General features: G+C 68.2%; 15 protein-coding genes. 11 read left to right on the plus strand and 4 right to left on the minus strand.

What is annotated here, in order from left to right:
* The first annotated feature begins 59 nt into the window (after positions 1-59).
* Complete coding sequence (locus tag ABD768_RS02010) at positions 60-500, plus strand: Lrp/AsnC family transcriptional regulator (RefSeq protein WP_343971963.1); 441 nt, start codon at positions 60-62, stop codon at positions 498-500.
* On the opposite strand, the gene ABD768_RS02015 is transcribed toward ABD768_RS02010, so the two are convergent.
* On the minus strand, positions 497-1,126 hold the full coding sequence (locus ABD768_RS02015; protein WP_344836636.1) for a class I SAM-dependent DNA methyltransferase: 630 nt from the start codon (positions 1,124-1,126) through the stop codon (positions 497-499). The two genes, ABD768_RS02010 and ABD768_RS02015, sit on opposite strands and share 4 nt — an antisense overlap.
* Before the next feature lie 25 nt (positions 1,127-1,151).
* Complete coding sequence (locus tag ABD768_RS02020; protein ID WP_343971958.1) at positions 1,152-1,490, minus strand: hypothetical protein; 339 nt, start codon at positions 1,488-1,490, stop codon at positions 1,152-1,154.
* A gap of 100 nt (positions 1,491-1,590) precedes the next feature.
* On the opposite strand from ABD768_RS02020, the gene ABD768_RS02025 reads away from it, so the two are divergent.
* The 3 genes from ABD768_RS02025 (at position 1,591) to ABD768_RS02035 (ending at position 4,044) form a co-directional block, all read left to right on the plus strand.
* Entirely contained in the window at positions 1,591-2,616 is a 1,026-nt protein-coding gene (locus ABD768_RS02025; RefSeq protein ID WP_344836639.1) for a zinc-dependent alcohol dehydrogenase family protein, read from the plus strand.
* Positions 2,617-2,683: 67 nt separating this feature from the next.
* Positions 2,684-3,244 carry an RNA polymerase sigma factor gene (locus ABD768_RS02030; RefSeq protein WP_344836641.1) on the plus strand — a complete coding sequence of 187 codons (561 nt, stop codon included), beginning with the start codon at positions 2,684-2,686 and terminating at the stop codon, positions 3,242-3,244.
* On the plus strand, positions 3,241-4,044 hold the full coding sequence (locus ABD768_RS02035; RefSeq protein WP_343971952.1) for a hypothetical protein: 804 nt from the start codon (positions 3,241-3,243) through the stop codon (positions 4,042-4,044). The genes ABD768_RS02030 and ABD768_RS02035 overlap by 4 nt, the downstream gene beginning before the upstream one ends.
* 60 nt (positions 4,045-4,104) lie before the next feature.
* Here the strand turns inward: ABD768_RS02035 and ABD768_RS02040 are convergent, their stop codons facing one another.
* Positions 4,105-5,574, minus strand: coding sequence for a KamA family radical SAM protein (locus ABD768_RS02040; protein WP_343971949.1), 1,470 nt, complete (start codon positions 5,572-5,574; stop codon positions 4,105-4,107).
* A gap of 107 nt (positions 5,575-5,681) precedes the next feature.
* Between ABD768_RS02040 and kdd the strand changes: the two genes are divergently transcribed.
* The 7 genes from kdd (at position 5,682) to ABD768_RS02075 (ending at position 13,722) form a co-directional block, all read left to right on the plus strand.
* On the plus strand, positions 5,682-6,734 hold the full coding sequence (gene kdd / locus ABD768_RS02045; protein ID WP_344836643.1) for an L-erythro-3,5-diaminohexanoate dehydrogenase: 1,053 nt from the start codon (positions 5,682-5,684) through the stop codon (positions 6,732-6,734).
* A gap of 4 nt (positions 6,735-6,738) precedes the next feature.
* Complete coding sequence (locus ABD768_RS02050) at positions 6,739-8,340, plus strand: amidohydrolase (protein ID WP_344836646.1); 1,602 nt, start codon at positions 6,739-6,741, stop codon at positions 8,338-8,340.
* Complete coding sequence (gene kamD / locus ABD768_RS02055) at positions 8,328-9,905, plus strand: lysine 5,6-aminomutase subunit alpha (RefSeq protein WP_344836647.1); 1,578 nt, start codon at positions 8,328-8,330, stop codon at positions 9,903-9,905. Before ABD768_RS02050 ends, kamD begins: the two co-directional genes overlap by 13 nt.
* Complete coding sequence (kamE, locus tag ABD768_RS02060; RefSeq protein WP_343971937.1) at positions 9,902-10,660, plus strand: lysine 5,6-aminomutase subunit beta; 759 nt, start codon at positions 9,902-9,904, stop codon at positions 10,658-10,660. The genes kamD and kamE overlap by 4 nt, the downstream gene beginning before the upstream one ends.
* Positions 10,657-11,046, plus strand: a complete 390-nt coding sequence (kal, locus tag ABD768_RS02065; RefSeq protein WP_344836650.1) for a 3-aminobutyryl-CoA ammonia lyase — start codon at positions 10,657-10,659, stop codon at positions 11,044-11,046. Before kamE ends, kal begins: the two co-directional genes overlap by 4 nt.
* A gap of 541 nt (positions 11,047-11,587) precedes the next feature.
* Positions 11,588-13,153 (plus strand): apolipoprotein N-acyltransferase, encoded by a 1,566-nt coding sequence (gene lnt, locus ABD768_RS02070; protein ID WP_343971931.1) that lies wholly within the window; start codon positions 11,588-11,590, stop codon positions 13,151-13,153.
* A 32-nt stretch (positions 13,154-13,185) separates the two neighbouring features.
* Positions 13,186-13,722, plus strand: a complete 537-nt coding sequence (locus ABD768_RS02075; protein WP_343971928.1) for an FxsA family protein — start codon at positions 13,186-13,188, stop codon at positions 13,720-13,722.
* Position 13,723: 1 nt separating this feature from the next.
* Here the strand turns inward: ABD768_RS02075 and ABD768_RS02080 are convergent, their stop codons facing one another.
* Entirely contained in the window at positions 13,724-15,037 is a 1,314-nt protein-coding gene (locus ABD768_RS02080) for an MFS transporter (protein ID WP_343971925.1), read from the minus strand.
* Between the last annotated feature and the right edge of the window lie 105 nt (positions 15,038-15,142).

Below are 15,142 nucleotides of genomic sequence, written 5' to 3' on the forward strand. Positions count from 1 at the left end.
TCCGGGCCGGCGCTGGGCGCCTGCTGCTGGGGAACGGTTTCTCAGAGTAAGGTCTGCGCATGGAGGACCTGGATCGCAAGATTGTCGCGTTGCTCGCTTCTGATGGGCGGATGAGCTTCACCGACCTGGGGAAGGCGACCGGGTTGTCGACGTCGGCGGTGCATCAGCGGGTCAAGCGGCTGGAGCAGCGCGGCATCATCTTGGGGTATGCGGCAACCATCGACCACACCGCGCTCGATCTGCCGTTGACCGCGCTGATCTCGATCCGGCCGATCGACCCATCCCAGCCGGACGACTCGCCGGAGCGGCTGCGGGAGGTTCCGGAGATCGAGTCCTGCTACTCGGTGGCCGGCGACTCCAGCTACATCCTGATCGTCCGGGTCGCGACGCCGTACGCGCTGGAGCAGTTGCTGGCCGTCATCCGGGCCCGGGCGAACGTGTCCACCACGACGACGATCGTGCTCAGCACGCCGTACGAGCGCCGCCCACCCGCGCTCTAGTCCTTCTGCGCGAACAGCGACAGGTACTTGCGGCCCGGCTTGTCCCCAGGCTCGACCAGCTCCGCGGTGATCGTGAACCCGGCCGCCCGGACCATTTCGACGATCCGGTCCACCGGCTGGATGAACGACTCGTACGAGACCGGTATGCCGCCATAGCCCTCGGTCGGCTTGCGGTGTTCCTCCACGCCCGCGTGGCTCCCGATGAGCAACCGGCCGCCGGGCGACAGGATCCGGTGGAATCCGGCGAAGACGCCAGGCAGCTCTGCAGGCGGCAGATGATGGATCGAATACCACGCGATCAACCCCCGCAACGAGCCGTCACCCAGCTCGAGCGACGTCATCGACCCCACCTCGAATTGCAGCGCCGGGTACGCCGTACGCGCGATCTCCACCATCCGCGGCGACAGATCGATCCCGCTGATGTCCACCCCGAGCGACGCCAGATAGCTCGTGATGTGGCCCGGCCCGCACCCGATCTCCGCCACCGGCCCATCGACCAGCTCCGCGAACGCCCCGAGCACCGCCCGCATCATCGGCAGCCCTTCGAGCTTGCCCGCGATGAACTCCGCGTAGTTCTCGGCGACAGCGTCGTAGGACGCCCTGGTGGCGGCAAGAAGATCGGTCACGCCGAGAGGCTAACCACCCAAGGGGCTAGTCCGCCTCTCGCTGGTGTTCGGTGCCGGTGTCGAAGAAGGTGTCGAGGTAGGGCTCGGGGGCGAGTGGGCTGCTGCGGATCAGGGAGTAGACCTCGGTGCCTTGCAGGATCTGGGTGACGTCGTCGCCCAGGTAGAAGCACTGGGCCAGGCCGAGGTAGGCCCAGTCGGTGTCCTCGATGTAGTCGAGGGCCTCGTTCTCGGCCAGTGCGATCGCCGCGTCGAAGTCGTCCGCGCGCCAGAGCGTGATCCGCTCCTCGTACGGCCCCTCGTCCGGCCCCGTCCCCGCCGGTATGCCGTTCAGCTGGAAGATGCAGCGAACGCTGTACCAACCCATCGAACCCACCCCCAATTCCCCTGTCCGACGACACTAGCGCCTCCGCCCCATTCCCTGCCGGGAATTGCCGCGCAGATCGCCACGCCGAAGGATTGCGGGCATGACCGAGACGATGAAGAGCTACCACGTGACCGCGGGCCAGGGGATCGGCGAACTCGAGACCAGGCAGCGGCCCATACCCGAGCCCGGCCCCGGCGAGGTGCTGGTCCGGATGCGGGCCGGCGCGCTCAGCCTGCGTGAACTGAAGGTCCTCGAAAACGACTACCCGCTGCCGATCACGCCCGGCGTCGTCGCCGGCTGCGAAGGTGTCGGCGAGGTCGTCGCGCTCGGCGATGCGGTCCGCCGCGTCAAGGTCGGCGCACGCGTCGCGGCCTCCGTCTTCCCGCGGTGGATCGACGGCCCGTTCCAGTTCGAGTACGCCGCCCAGCTCGGCTCATCCCTCGACGGCGTCTTCACCGAGTACGCCGTACTGCCCGAATCCGGCGTCGTCCCGATCCCCGAGCACCTCTCGTACGACGAAGCCGCCGCCCTCCCGCTGATCGGCCTGACCGCCTGGAACGCGTTGACGGGCGGCCAGGGCCTTCGAGCAGGGGAGACCGTACTGACCCTCGGCACCGGCGCCGTCAGCCTCCTCGCCATCCAGCTCGCGAAGCTGGCCGGCGCAGACGTTTTCGCCACCTCGTCCAGCCCGGCGAAGACCGACCGCCTGAAGGCCCTCGGTGCGAACGCCGTCGTCGACTACAGCAAGAACCCGAACTGGTCCGAAGAGGTCCGGGCCCTCACCGGCCAGCGCGGCGTCGACCACGTGATCGACGTCGCGGGCGTCCTCGACCAGTCCGTCAGGGTAGTCGCCCAAGGCGGCGAGGTCACCCTGGTCGGCGCCAGCCAAGGCAAGGCCGCCAACGCGGAACCGTTGTCAGCAGCAACAGTCTTCCGCTCCGGCGCCACCATCCGCCCGATGGCGGTAGGCAGCCGCCGCCAACACCTCGAACTCAACCGCGCCGTCGAGTCCACCGCGATGCGCCCACTCATCGACCGAGTCTTCACCTTCGACGACCTCCCCGAAGCCCTCCAGTACTACCGCACCGGCACCCCCTTCGGCCGAGTCATCATCAGCCACAACTGACCCGCCCCCGGGCGATAATTGAGCGGAGGCGCGACACACTCCACACCGTGCCGGACAGGTACGGGGCATGACGAATCCTTCCCGCGGTCCCGATCGCGAGGCTCGCTTCACCGCGCTGTACCACGCGGCGTACGCCGATCTGATCCGCTTCGCCCGGCGCCGGGCGCATCCCACGCACGCCGACGACATCGTCGCGGAGGCGTTCCTGGTCGCCTGGCGCCGGCTGGACGACGTACCGGACGGAACGCTGGACGCCCGCGCGTGGCTGTTCGGGATCGTCCGGCACACGATGCTGAACGCCCGCCGCGGCGCCGAACGTCAGCAAGCACTCGCCGTACGACTGGCCGAGACGACCGTGGCACCACCAGGCGGCGATGCCGATCTCGTAGCCGCCCAGCTCGACCTCAAGACCGCCTGGAACCAGCTCTCGGCCGTCCACCAGGAGGCGCTCGCGCTGTCCGTCCTGGAGGACCTGGCCGCGCCTCAAGCGGCAGTGGTCCTCGGCATCTCGCCGGTGGCCTTCCGGCTACGCCTCAGCCGCGCCCGGCGTGCTTTGCGCCTTCAGCTCGGCCACCTCCCGCGAACAGCTCCCGCCGCCGCGGGGATCCCCGAAGGGCAGACCTCATGAGCCGCATCGACGAACTGGCCGTCCTGAAGACCCTCGACCCGGCCGCCGGAGACGTAGACCTGTACTGCCCGCGTGCGCTGACCGACCTCGAGCGCATCCTCGCCACTGATCCCACGCTGAAAACAAGTAAAGGAAGGAAGAAGGGGTGGCGGAGTCGCAGGCGGCTGGGCGCGGCCATCGGCGTCGTTGCTGCGACGACGGCGATCGCTTTCGTCGTGCCGTCGCTGGTTGGCGGCGATCAGGCGATCGCCAACTGGACTGCCGACCCAACCACCCTCTCGGCGGAGGACACCGCGAGGGCTGCGGCGACCTGCCGCACCAAGATGGTCGAGAGCGGTGCCCGGTACGGCGGAATGGATGCGGACGAGCAGGCCGCCCTGTCGGCGGCGACCGTCGCGATCTCGGAGCGGCGCGGGCCTTGGTCCCTGGTGGTACTGACCGGTCGTAGCGGGGTGAACGCCCTCTGCATCGATGACCGGATCGAGCCTGGTTCGCGGTGGTTCATGGGTTCCTCCGGTTCGGTCACGGAATACCCCGGCCGTCGTGAACTCCAGGTCAACAGTTTCGGGACCAGCTTCTTGGACGGAAGAGTGTTGTCGCTCATCGACGGCCTCGCCGGACGCGACGTCGTCGGGGTCTCCTACAACAGCCGGACCCACGGAAAGGTGAAGGGGACAGTGGCTGGGGGCCGTTTCGTGCTGTGGTTGCCCGGCAAGGACATGGAGCATGCCATCGACGTCGGCGTACTGCTGCAGGTGACCTACCGGGACGGCAGTACGGCCACCGTGAAGCTGCCCTGAGGGTGCCCTTCCGCTGGTGCCGTCATCCCCTGTGGAACGGCACCAGCGGAAACCCGAGGGTCAGTTGATCTGGAGGAGCTTCTGGGCCTCGGCGGCCTCACGGGACGCGGCGGCCTGCTTCTCGGCCTGGGCGAGCGAGTCGCCCGCGTGCTGCTTCCACCAGTCCTGGCCCTCGACCGGGAGCGTGTCGATCGGGTCGTAGTACTCGTAGGTGCGGTTCAACGCCTCCGGGTCCTGCTGCTCGATCCCGGTGCGGTAGTTCTTCTTCCAGTACGAGATGCCGCGGACCTCGTCGTACTCCGACAACTGGTGCACCCAGCGCTTACCGACGTACGGGACGTCGCAGACGATGCGGGGAGTCGCGAAGCCGGGCAGGTAGCCGAGGATCCCGTGCTGCAGGTGCTGGGCATCCTTGACGGAGACCCGCCAGTGCTCGGAGAACGGGATCATGTCGCACATGTAGAAGTAGTACGGCGTGATGGTCGCGCCGTCGAGGAGTGCGAAGCACAGGTCGAGCAACTGCGGCACGGAGTCGTTGACCCCGCGCATGAGCACGCCCTGGTTGCGGACGTCACGCAGACCGGCCTCGAACATCGCCTTGGTCGCCTCGGCCACCAGCGGCGTCACCGACTGGGCAGCGTTCACGTGGGTGTGCATCGCGATCATCACGCCGCGCTTGCGGCCCAGCTGGGCGACCCGCTCGACGCCGGCCCGGACGTCGTCCGACAACCAGTGCTGCGGCATCCCCATCAGCGCCTTGGTGGCGAGCCGGATGTCGCGGATGTTCTCGATCTCCAGCAGGCTGGTCAGGAACGACTCCAGCCGCGGCCAGGGCATGTTCGCCACGTCGCCGCCCGACACCACGACGTCGCGGACGCCGGGGGAGCGGCGCAGGTAGTCGAGCATGTCGTCCAGCCGCTGCTGCGGCTTGATGGTGAACTTCAGCTTCTCGATCACCGGGGTCGAGTTCCCGACCAGGTCCATCCGCGTGCAGTGGCCGCAGTACTGCGGGCACGTCGGCAGGATCTCCGCCAGGACCTTGGTCGGGTACCGGTGGGTCAACCCCTCCGTGGCCCACATCTCGTGCTCATGCAGTGAGTCCCTCGTCGCGTGCGGGTGGGACGGCCAGTCAGCGCGGCGGTCGCTGAACATCGGCAGCATGTAGCGGCGAACCGGATCGGCGTAGAACGCCTCGGTGTAGTCGTGCCCGGCGGCAGCGCCGGCCGGAACGATCGTGTTGAGCATCTGCGGCGGCAGCAGCATCGACATCGTCGCGCGCTCGGCCTGGTCGCGGCTCAGGTCTTCGTAGGCGCGCTCCTCGAGCAGGTCGCCCATCACGTCACGCAACTGCTTCACGTTCTTCACGCAGTGCGAGCGCTGCCACTGCACCGAGCGCCACTCCTCGGCGGTGGTGTCCTTGAAGCCCGGCATCCGGGTCCAGTCAGGCTCGATCAGGTCGGCCCGACGGTACGCGTACGGCTGCCCGTTCTGTTCGGCAACAGCAAGCTCCGGGCTGATCAAATCGGTCACGAGTCCTCCTGGGGGCTCAACGACGGTGTCGGTCTCATGTGAGGATAGCGATAGAACTTATGGTAGATCCATTAGAACACCGCAAGATTTCCCTTGAAGGAGCGCTCGTGCCGGATACTACTGCCTCCCCGGTCGGTCTGCACCGGGTCCTGGAGCCGCTCGGCGTGCTGCCGCAGGCTGCGCAGCGACTCGATTCGCGGGCGGAGATCTGGCCGGACGAGGTGCGGATCTCGGTCGAGCGGCTGAACCTGGACGCCGCGTCGTACCGGCAGCTGGCCGAGGCGCACGACGGCGACGGTGAGGCGGTCAAGCAGTCCGTACTGCGGATCGTCGCCGAGCGCGGCAAGATGCAGAACCCGGTCACCGGCTCGGGCGGCATGCTCGTCGGCACCGTCGACGAGGTCGGCCCGGAGTCGCCGCTCGGTGTCGCCAAGGGTGACCGGGTCGCCACCCTCGTGTCGCTGACGCTGACCCCGTTGCAGATCACCGACGGGCTGGCGGACTGGGACGGTCGCAGCGAGCAGGTGCCGGCCAAGGGGCACGCGATTCTCTTCGCCCGGTCGATCGTCGCGAAGCTCCCGGACGACCTGGTTCCGGAGCTCTCGCTGGCGGTCATGGACGTCTGTGGAGCACCCGCGCTGACCGCTCGCGTGGTGCGCTCATATGTCGACAAAGGCATAAAGCCTGTCGTGTCAGTAATTGGCGGCGCAGGTAAGTCGGGCTCGCTCTCGCTGGCCGCTGCCCGCGATGCCGGCGCCGCCCGGACGATCGGCATCGTCCCGTTCCAGGCCGAGGCCGGCAAGCTCGAGAAGGCCGGCCTGGCCGATGCCGTCGCCCTTGCTGATGCCCGTGACCCGGTAGCTCTCTTGAAGGCTGTCGAACAAGCCGGCGGTCCCGCTGACGTGACCGTCGTCTGTGTCGACGTGCCGGGGTGCGAGCACGGTGCCGTGCTGTCGACGAAGGCCGGTGGGACCGTCATCTTCTTCTCGATGGCGACCTCCTTCTCCGCCGCCGCGCTCGGCGCTGAGGGACTGGCGGCCGACGTGACGATGCTGGTCGGCAACGGGTACGTTCCCGGCCACGCGGAGTACGCGCTGACGCTGTTGCGGGACGAGCCGGGTGTCCGTGAATTGTTCGAGGGCAGGCTGGCGGAGGATTAACCCCGTGCGCACACTTCTGACGAACGGTTCCGTCTACTCACCCGCCGATCCCCACGCCACCGCGATCGCCTTCGACGACGGTGTCGTCACCTGGCTCGGCGACGACATCAGCGCCGCCTCCTACGCGAACGGCGCCGATGAGGTCATCGACCTGCAGGGCAAACTCGTCGCGCCCGCGTTCGTCGACGCGCACATCCACACCGCGCAGACCGGCGCCCTGCTCACCGGCCTCGACCTCACCGGTACGGCGAACCTCGCCGCAGCCCTCGACCGCCTCGCCACCTTCGCCGCCGGCCTCGGACCGGACGCCGTCATCGACGGCTCCGGCTGGGACGAGACGAAGTGGCCCGAGCACCGCCCGCCGACCTCCGAAGAACTGGACCGCGCCGCCGGCGGCCGGCGCGTCTACCTCTCGAGAGTCGACGGCCACTCCGGCGTCATCTCGTCCTCCCTCGCCGCAGCGGTTCCGAACCTGAAGAACCAGGCCGGCTACGACGCCACCGGCCGGGTGGAACGCGACGCCCATCACGACGTCCGCGACGCCTTGAGCGAGCTGGTCGGTCCCGAGCAACGCCTCGCCGATTCGCGCGCAGCAGTCAAGGCAATGGCCGAGCGCGGCGTCGGCGCCTTCCACGAGATGGCCGCCCCGCACATCGGCCCTCTGTGGGAGCTGCCGCTCGTCCGCCAGGCCGCAGGCGAATTGGGGCTCTCGGCAACCTTGTACTGGGGCGAGCCCGGCGTCTTCGACAACGTCACCACGTACGGCCTGGCCGGTTTGGCGGGCGACCTCAACGCCGACGGCGCCCTCGGCTCGCGCACGGCCGCGCTGCGTGCGCCGTACGAGGACCTGGCCGATCATCGCGGCCACGCCTATCTCACCGCCGAGCAGATCGCCGAGCACGTGATCGCCTGCACCGAGAAGAACATCCAGGCAGGCTTCCACTGCATCGGCGACCTGGCGCTCGACAACATCGCGCGCGGCTTCGAGTTGGCTGCCGAGAAGGTCGGCGTCCAGGCACTCGTGGCCGCACGGCACCGGCTCGAACACGTCGAGATGGTCGACGACGCGGCCATCGCCACCCTCGCCCGCTGCGGAGTCGTCGCCAGCGTCCAGCCGATGTTCGATCGCCTCTGGGGCGGACCGAGCGACATGTACGCCGAACGCGTGGGCGACCGTTGGTCGGGCATGAACCCATTCGGTTCGCTGGCCCGCTCGGGCGTAGTACTGGCGTTCGGATCCGACTCGCCCGTGACCGAGGTCGGCCCCTGGGAAGCGGTGCGGGCAGCCGCCTTCCACCACGAGCCCGGCCAGCGAATCACCGTCCGAGCCGCCTTCGCCGCTCACACCCGAGGTGGCTGGCGAGCGGCGGGCATCGACGACGCCGGCGTACTCGCACCGGGAACCGCAGCGACCTATGCGGTCTGGGAGAGCGACGCCGACCTGGTCGTGCAGACCCCGGACGACCGGGTTGCCGCGTGGTCGACCGACCCGCGCGCCGGCGTACCGGTTCTGCCGGACTTGAGTGATGAGGCACCCGTACCGACCTGCCGGCGGACCGTAGTAGGCGGTCGTGTCGTGTATGAATCCGAAGGATGGTCATCGTGACCCGTGCAGTGAAGAAGCTCGACCTCGACCCGGTCACCGTGCGCAAAGCACGGAGCCTGGCCCGCAAGGCCGGGCGGCCGATCGTCAACATCGCCAAGCAGCACACGACGGTCTCCGTCGAGCGAGCCGTACTACGCCTGGCCGGCCTGGCCGGAGCCGACACCGAGGGCATCCCGTGGGTGAACCGGCTCGCCGACACTGTCCGGGCCGACGTCGGCCTGGAGCATGGACTCGCGTTGCCGGTCTGGGACGCGTTGCTCCGCGGCGAGGCGGAGGACCTGTCCGTCCTGGCGCAGAAGGCTGCATCCGGGTCGGTGACCTTCCGGTTGCCCGAGGGACGCGACGCCGTACGAGCGCGTGCCGCATCGCGGAAGGCAGCGGCCGCGGGGCTCAGGCTGGTCGACGGGCGGCGGCGTGAGCGCGACCGGTTGATCAAGAAGCACGGCGACCCGGAGCAGCGGCCCTGGATCTACCTGATCGTCGCCACCGGCGACATCTACGAGGACATCCCGCAGGCACAGGCGGCCGCCCGGGCCGGCGCGGACATCATCGCGGTCATCCGCTCGACCGGACAGTCCCTGCTCGACTACGTCCCTGAAGGTGCGACCCGCGAGGGCTTCGCCGGTACGTATGCGACGCAGGAGAACTTCCGCCTGATGCGGGCGGCGCTGGACGAGTCGTCGAGAGAGCTCGGACGCTACATCCGGCTGACCAACTACGCGTCCGGCCTGTGCATGCCGGAGATCGCGACGCTGGCCGGTCTGCAGCGGCTGGACATGATGCTGAACGACTCGATGTACGGCATCCTCTTCCGCGACATCAACCCGATCCGCACCTTCGTGGACCAGCGGTTCAGCCGCCAGATCCACGCCCGCGCAGGGATCATCATCAACACCGGCGAGGACAACTACCTGACCACCGCCGACGCGGTCGACGCCGCGCACACCGTGACGGTGTCGCAGCTGCTGAACGAGTACTTCGCCAAGGAGGCAGGTCTCGAGGACTGGCAGCTCGGGCTCGGCCACGCCTTCGAGATCACGCCCGAGATCCCGGACTCCTTCCGCCTCGAGCTCGCACACGCGATGCTCGCCCGGCAACTGTTCCCGGACGCGCCGCTGAAGTGGATGCCGCCGACCCGGCATATGACCGGCGACGTCTTCCGCGGCTACCTGCTGGACGGCTTCTTCAACCTGGTCGGCGCGATGACCGGCCAGGGCATCCTGCTGGTCGGCATGATGACCGAGGCCGTCGTCACTCCGTGGATCTCCGACCGCGACCTCGCCCTGCAGAACGTCCGCTACGTCTTGGGTGCCGCAGGCAACCTTCACGAGGACTTCCACCCGTCCCCGAACGGCTTCATCGCTCAACGCGCGCGCCAGGTCCTGGGGGAGTCGGTCGAACTGCTGGAACGGATCGTCGACGACGGGCTGCTGAACGCGATCGGCGACGGCACCTTCGGCCTGATGAAGCGCCCGCAGGACGCCGGCCGCGGCCTCGACGGCGTCGCCCGCCGGTCGAGCGAGTACTACAACCCAGCGATCGAGCTCCTCGAGGAGGCACAGTGAGCATCATCCGGCCGTACGGAGACACCACCGGGGACGGGATGGTGCAGATGTCGTTCACGCTGCCGATCCCGCACGACAAGCGCGCCGAGGGCGCGGCGATCCAGCTCGCCAACAAGATGGGGATGGATCCCGCGCTGGTCGTGCACGCCAAGCCGATGGGTCCGGACTTCACCTTCTTCGTCGTGTACGGGCCGGTGAACCATCTGGTCGACACCGACAAGGTCGAGGTGATCGAGCGCGACTACCCGCTGCTGACGCCGAAGGACGCGAACCTGGCGATCCGCAAGGGCCTGCGCCGCCGGCTGACCGTCGTGGGCGCCTGCATCGGCACCGACGCGCACACCGTCGGCATCGACGCGATCATGAACATCAAGGGGTTCGCGGGGGAGAAGGGCCTGGAGTACTACCGGGAGCTGAAGGTGGTCAACCTCGGTGCCCAGGTCGCCGTACCGGAGCTGGTCCGTCGCGCCAAGGCGGAGAAGGCCGACGCGATCCTGGTCTCGCAGGTCGTCACCCAGCGGGAGGCGCACGTGCTCAACACCAAGGAGATGTCGGCCGCCTTCCGCGAGGCGTACGCCGAGGACGCCCGGCCCGTATTGGTTGCCGGTGGCCCCCGTTTCACCGAGGCGATGGCGCCGGAGCTCGGCGTCGACCGGGTCTTCGGCCGCGGTACCACTCCTGGCGAGGTCGCCAGCTATCTCGTCGATGCGCTCGTCACCCGTCGCAAGCACGCAACCGTTCGGAGAAGTGCATGACCAAGGCAACTATCGGCCTGACCGCAGTCCACCGTCGCTACGTGCCGTACAGCCATGCGCACTATGCGGGCAACCTGGTGGACGGCGCCTATGTCCTCGGCCTGTTCGGCGACGTCGCGACCGAGGTGTGCATCCAGGCCGACGGAGATGAAGGACTTTTCGCTTCCTACTCGGACGTGCAGTTCCTGCAGCCGTTGCGGGCCGGCGACGTTGTGGAGGTGAAGGCAACGATCTCCCGGGTCGGCAACCGCAGCCGCGAGCTGGAGTTCGTCGCCACCGTGGTGTGCCGTGGCCGCACGGATCTGTCGGAGTCGGCGGCCGAAGTACTGGCCGAACCGCTTGTGATCACACGCGCAACCGGGACCGTCGTCGTACCGGTCGCGTGACGATTAGTTGCCCTGGGTAACGATCACGTGGAGTGCTGAGACGGCTCTGTAACGTGACATCGGTGGCGGCTGCTCGTTTGTCCTGTCAGGGCAGCCAAATGTGTTACAACGACTTCAAGTCAGCGCCGGAAAGGTTGACACATCGGCGGCGAACGAGCATCGTTTTGGGAGTCGTCACCACCCGTTTTTTCAACGGTTCAAAGAAGTTCGGCCACCGGATGATCCCGCGACGCTGACCAGGCCAGTGCCAGGCTTGAGTCGACGGGGGCTGAGATCGCTGGTGGTTAGCCCCCCGCGGGGCAGAGGTGGAAGAGGCTCGGCGCCCAGTAGACAACAACCGGGTGGCTCGCATCCAGCGGGTCGACGGTTGGTCCGAAGGAGCGCCGAGCCTCTTTCCTTTTCCTCCCCATTCCGGCCCGCGACGGTCTCGGATCGGCCTGCGTACCTGTCCCGGCTACTGACCGGATATATCTGCGCCCACCGGACGTTGTACGGTCGTCCGACCGGTGGCAGCCGGATGGTGAGGCGAAGGGGCGTGGTTGTGGAGCGGCTGAGGGCATTGGTGCGCATCTTGCCGAGGGTGGCCGTCGCGGTCGGCGCGGGCGCGCTGCTCGGGCTGGCCTATCAGCCGCACGATCATCCGTGGCTGGCGATCGCCGCCGTCCCGCTACTGCTCGCGATGCTCAACGGCGTCTCGATGAAGGGCGGCTTCCTGGTGGGCGCCGGCTTCGGCATCACGTACTACGCCGTACTGGTGCCGTGGCTGACCGTGATCGGTGGCGACGCCGCGATCGCGCTGGCCATCCTCGAAGGACTCTTCTACGGAGTCTTCGGGGCGCTCGCGAGCCAGACGCTGAAGCACAAGCTCTGGATCCTCTGGGTGCCGAGCCTGTGGGTCGCCACCGAGTATGCGACCGGCTCCGTCCCGTTCGGCGGCTTCCCGTGGGGCCGGCTGGCCTGGGCCTTCGCCGACTCCCCACTGGGCAGGCTCGCCTCCCTGGTCGGGATCGCCGGCCTGAGCTTCGTCATCGCCTTGCTGGGCGTTCTCGTGTACGCCGTACTCCGTCGCCGCAGCGCCCTGAGCCTGCGCGCCGTCAGCCTCGTCGCCGGGATCGCCATCGTCGGCCTCAGCGGGCTCGTCACGCTCTCGACCGAGGGCAACGGCAAGACCGTCACCGCCGCGATGATCCAGGGCAACGTGCCGGGCAAGGGACTGGAGTTCCTCGGCCGGGCCAGGACCGTCACCAAGAACCACATGAACGCGACCCTCGACCTGGAGAAGCAGGTGGAGGCCGGCTCGCAGGTCAAGCCCGACCTGGTGATCTGGCCGGAGAACTCGACCGACATCGATCCGTACAAGGACTTCGAGACCAAGCAGGACATCGAGGCGGCCGTGCAAGCGGTCAAGGTGCCGATCCTGGTCGGCGCGGTGACCGAGGGCCCCGGCCCGAACGAGCGCCAGACCACCGGCATCGTCTGGGACCCGGCGACCGGACCGGGTCAGCGGTACGCGAAGCGCCACCCGGTGCCGTTCGGTGAGTACATCCCGTTCCGCGACCAGCTGCTGCCCTACATCAAGCGGCTCGAGATGATCGGCCGGCAGACCATCCCCGGCGTCGGTCCCGGGCTGATGCCGATCAAGGGCGTCATGTACGGCGACCTGATCTGCTTCGAGCTCGCCTACGACAACGTGGTGTCGGACGTGGCCAAGGGCGGCGCGCAGATCCTGATCGTGCAGACCAACAACGCGACCTACGGCGACACCGGGCAGCCGGAGCAGCAGTTCGCGATCACCCGGATGCGCGCGATCGAGACCGGCCGGACCGTGCTGATCGCCTCGACCAGCGGCATCTCGGGCGTGATCAACCCCGACGGCAAGGTCGAGCACAAGTCGGGTCAGTTCGTCCCGGACGTGTACGTGGCGAAGGTTCCGGTCCGCGACCAGAAGACGCTGGCCACCACGCTGGGCGGCTGGCCGCAGTGGATCTTGACCGGCCTGGGCATCCTTGGAGCAGTACTGGCGTTGCTGGCCCGGCGCAAGCCACGCACCGAGGACCCCGGCAACCCGCCCACCACGACCCCAGACCGTGAGACTGTTCCCGTCTAAGTGCCGAGAGGTTCAGTAAGAAGGTGTTGAGGATGCCCTGGTTCGTCGCAATCGCATTGCTGGTCGTTCCGGTGGCGGAGATCTACGTGATCATCCAGGTCGGCCAGGCCATCGGTGGCTGGCCCACGGTCGCGCTGCTGCTGTTCGAGAGCGCGCTCGGTGCCTGGCTGATCAAGCGGGAGGGCCGGCGGGCGTGGAAGGCGCTGCAGCAGGCCACCGAGACGGCGCGGATGCCCACCCGCGAGCTCGCCGACGCGGCGCTCGTTCTGGTCGGCGGCACGCTGCTGCTGACGCCGGGCTTCATCACCGACATCTTCGGGTTCTTCTTCGTGCTGCCGTTCACCCGGCCGCTGGCGCGCAAGGCGCTGGCCGCGTTCCTGAGTCGCCGGATTGCCGCCCAGTTGGGCGGCAATCCGATCACCGGCTTCATGCCCGGTACGTTCCGGCCGCCCACTGCTGAGGACGCCGACCGGGCGCACCGTCAGCGGGAGGCCCGCGACGACGTCGTACAGGGTGAGGTCATTCAGGGCGAGGTCGTCGACCCCGAACGGCCACAGGACACCAAGTAGGTCAGTCCGCCGGGTCGACGGCGACACCGGTCGGCGACTCGACCACCGAGTCGGGCGTCGGAGTGTCGTCGGTTCCAGGGGCTGTCGCGCGGCGGATGCCGATCGCGCCGATGACCGTGGCGACCACCTCGATCAGCGTCATCCAGATCCAGACCCGCTGGCCGATGTGCTCGAACAGCAGCACACCGAGCACCGGGCCGACGGTCGCGCCGAGGCCGAACATGGTCTGCATCGCGCCGATGTACCGGCCGCGCAGATGCGGCGGCGCGATCATGCCCGGATAGGCGAACATCGTCGGCACACCGACGATCTCCGACAGCGTCCAGAACAGCGTGCCCAGGATCAGGAACACCGGCAGCATGTCGATCGCGTACATCGCATAGCCCAGCGCCACCAGCGTGAATCCCGTCAGCTGCACCACCCGGATCGGCCAGCCCTGGACGAACTTGGTCGCGATCATCTGGCAGGTCGCGCAGATGATCGCGTTCATCGTGATCAGCGCGCCGTACCACCAGATGCTCTGCCCGGCCGCCTTGATCGCGAGCGGCAGGGCCGCCGTGTACTGGACGTAGACGACTGCCTGGAGGAAGAACGCGACCATGAACAGCGAGTACCGGTAGTCGCGAAGGACGTCGACGTAGCGGCCGCGGATCGGCGGGTCGGCTTCCTCCGCCTTCGCCTTGGCCGCTGCTGCGGCAGCGCTGCGATCCGGTTTCGGCAGCGCGACGAGCGCGATCACGCCGAAGGTGAGGACGGCCAGCGCCTCGGCCCAGAAGAGCAGGTTGTACGAGATCTCGGCCAGCGCGACACCGATCAGCGGCGCGACCGTCGTACCGAGGTTCACGCACAGCATGTACATCGCGGTGACCATCACCAGCTTGTCCGGCGGGGTCAGCTGCGTGATCATCGACTGCGCCGCCGGGCGGTAGAACTGACCGACCGCACTGACCAGCAGGACGGCCAGCAGGATCAGCGGGTAGTACTTGATGTAGATCAGCGAGGCGATCAGCACCGCGGATCCCATCATCGAGATCACCGTCGCCGAGCGCGGGCTGAGCCGGTCGCTGAGCCAGCCGCCGATCGCGGTGCCGAGCACCGCGCCCGCGCCGTAGACACCGAGCGCCCAGCCGGCCTGGCTGCCCGAGAACCCGCGATGGGTCAGGAACAGGACCAGGAAGATCTGCAAGAACGAGGCGAGCTTGCTGACGAACACACCGGCCAGCAGCGCCTTGGCCTCGCGTGGAGTCTGCCGCCAGGTCTCGAACACCCCCGGTCGGGCCTTCGTCCCCGTCTCGTCCGCTACCTCACCGCTCATCGGCGATTCACCTTTCTGTTCCCCCACACCCAGCGACTGGCGCTGCTCTGGTTACTGAGGGCGCGGCGGGGCCCCGCTGATACAGATCCGGCGGACTGCCCGTTC

The sequence above is a fragment of the Kribbella ginsengisoli genome, from assembly GCF_039537185.1.
Lineage (GTDB): Bacteria > Actinomycetota > Actinomycetes > Propionibacteriales > Kribbellaceae > Kribbella > Kribbella koreensis.